This window comes from Collinsella sp. D33t1_170424_A12 (genome assembly GCF_015554865.1).
In the GTDB taxonomy this organism is placed as follows: Bacteria; Actinomycetota; Coriobacteriia; order Coriobacteriales; family Coriobacteriaceae; genus Collinsella.
Genome location: NZ_JADNJJ010000078.1, coordinates 1 through 2402, shown reverse-complemented (window position 1 = coordinate 2402; position 2402 = coordinate 1). Strand labels below are relative to the sequence as shown.

Below are 2402 nucleotides of genomic sequence, written 5' to 3'. Positions count from 1 at the left end.
GTTGCATCCCGGTTGTCCGCAGCCTCATCTCCATTCCCGCCGGCACCGCCAAGATGAACATGGTCCGCTTCGCCCTGTACACGCTGGCGGGCTCGCTGGTGTGGAACGCCATCCTGTGCACGCTGGGCTTTTGGGCCGGCGGCGCCTGGGAGCAGGTCACCGCGCAGGCCGAGTGGGTTTCCGACGTGGTGAAGATCGTCATCATCGTCGCGGCGGTCGCCGTTATTGCCTGGTGGGTCGTCAAGCGCATCGTTCCCGCCCTGAAGGAGAAGGACACTACCAAATAAACCGTGCGGCTACATGCATCAAATCTCTAAATGAGCTGCCCTTACGCGAGCGGCGCCGGAATAATTTCGGCGCCGCTCGCTACGTTCGCGGGCGTCTTGCTACCGTTGCTCGAACAGGGATACCGTCTGCCAATTTCATCATGATTGTGTAAGCGCGCGGGCGTTAACTGTGAGGTAAGCAAAGTTACCCACACGCCCGTGCGGGCGTCTGACGCCAAGGAGGCAGCCATGGGATTGAAAGCAGACGATACCCTTGCGTTTTCGTTTGAGGAGCTGCTGACTTATCTGCGCTCCAAGACCCGCGTATTCATGGATGTCGACGGCCATGAGTATTACGTCACCCACACCGATGGGTACTGGCGCGTGCAGGATTGCGAGAAGCTCAACCCCAAGGGTCGCTTCAGCGATTGCTCCGAGCTCGTCACCACGCTGTCCGAGCTCATCGAGTTGCCGTGGCACGACGGCAAGAGCGTCCACGACCTCTTCCCGGACGCCACGTTCTACGCCTCCATCCAGGAAGGCTGGGTGCGCCCCGAGTAGCGCCCGCGCATGCTTCGTCCCCCCTTTTCGGCCCTGGTGCCCTGGCACCGGGGCCGTTTTTGTTGCCGTCGCGTAACCTCTGCCAGGTTGTTGACCGAGATTCTTGCGCGGTAGTATTCTGCTCTATGTCCGAAATCGGATAAAACGTGAAGGTTTGGGAAAAGGGGAGCACCTTGGCTGCAGATATCGATAGCCCGGCACAACTCGACTACCTCTACAACGCGGCCGACCGCCTATACGGGCAGTTCGCCCGGAGCTGCGGGTTGTCGAGCTGCGCGTACTGGATGCTGTACGAGCTGGTGTGCGCGGGCGGCACGGCATCGCTGCGCAGCATCGCCATCGCCTGGTCGTACAGCAAGCAGACTATCAACTCGGCGCTCAAATCGCTGGAGGCGCGCGAGCTCATCGAGCTTTCGTTCGAGCCCGGCAGCCGCAAGAGCAAGCAGGCGTCGCTCACGCCCGCCGGCGTGGTCTTTGCGAAGGAGAACATCGTGCCCGGTATCGAGGCCGAGCGCCGCGCCTTCTGCACGCTTACGGCGGACGAGCGCGCAACCCTGCTCGAGCTGGCGCACAAGTACACCGAGGCGCTCGACGTCGAGTTCACGAGCATGAACGAGGGCCGCGGGTAGCGCGCCGTATCCGCGCGGCTGCGGGCTGTCCGGCTCGATCGGCTGCAGCGCGCGCGGCAGCGGGGCACGGGCCCGCAGGTAGAGGGAGGGGCGAGCGCTTGGCGCCGCCGTAAGGAGGAAATGCGTATGAAGCTGCTATTTCGGTTCATGAAGCCCTATCGTGCGCTGGTGGCGGTCACGCTGCTGGTGCTCTTCATCGATAACGTGGGCACGCTGCTGGTGCCCACGATGCTCGCCGACATGATCAACACGGGCATCGGCACGGGTGATTTCGACTACATCGTGCGCGGGGGCCTGGCCATGCTGGGCGCCTCGCTGCTGGCGAGCGGCGGCGCCATGACCGGCGCGTACCTGGCGGCCAAACTCGCGTCCAACGTGGCGCGCGACATCCGCAACGCCGTCTACGACGCGTCGCTGCAGTTCTCGAGCAGCGATTTCGAGCGCTTCGGCACGGGCTCCATGATCACCCGCACGCTCAACGACGCCAACGTGATCCAGCAGTCCATCATCGCCACGATTCAGCTCGTGCTGCCCGTTCCGTTCCTGTCGGTGGCGGGCATCGTCATGGCGTGCATGATCGACTACCAGATGGGCATCCTGCTGGCGGTGGTCGTGGCCATCGTGCTCGCCATCGCCGTGGTGACCGTTGCCAAGGCGGCGCCCATCTTCATGAGCCTGCAAAAGCTCATCGACCGCATGAACGTGGTGCTGCGCGAGAGCATCGTTGGCGCCCGCGTGATCCGCGCCTTCAACAAGGAGCGCCATGCCGAGCGCCGCCTGGACGAGGTCTTCACGAGCTATGCCGACCGCGCCATCAAGGTGAACCTGCTGTTCGCGGGGCTTGATTGCTCGGCGTTCTTCTTCATGAACATCGCCGAGGTCGCCCTGTTGTGGCTGGGCGGCAACCGCGTGGGCGCGCATGCGATGCAGATCGCCAGCGTCACGG

Annotated in this window: 4 protein-coding genes; all 4 read left to right on the top strand. The window is 63.5% G+C overall.

Annotated features, from left to right (window positions below; genetic code table 11):
- A partial coding sequence (locus I2E26_RS03765) for a DedA family protein (protein WP_370551436.1) occupies positions 1-287 on the top strand: 287 nt, incomplete at its 5' end.
- A gap of 228 nt (positions 288-515) precedes the next feature.
- Complete coding sequence (locus I2E26_RS03760; protein ID WP_195419661.1) at positions 516-827, top strand: CDP-alcohol phosphatidyltransferase; 312 nt, start codon at positions 516-518, stop codon at positions 825-827.
- 173 nt (positions 828-1000) lie between these two features.
- On the top strand, positions 1001-1456 hold the full coding sequence (locus I2E26_RS03755; RefSeq protein WP_195419660.1) for a MarR family winged helix-turn-helix transcriptional regulator: 456 nt from the start codon (positions 1001-1003) through the stop codon (positions 1454-1456).
- A gap of 126 nt (positions 1457-1582) precedes the next feature.
- Positions 1583-2402, top strand: an 820-nt coding sequence (locus I2E26_RS03750; protein ID WP_195419659.1) for an ABC transporter permease, incomplete at its 3' end; no start/stop codon positions are given.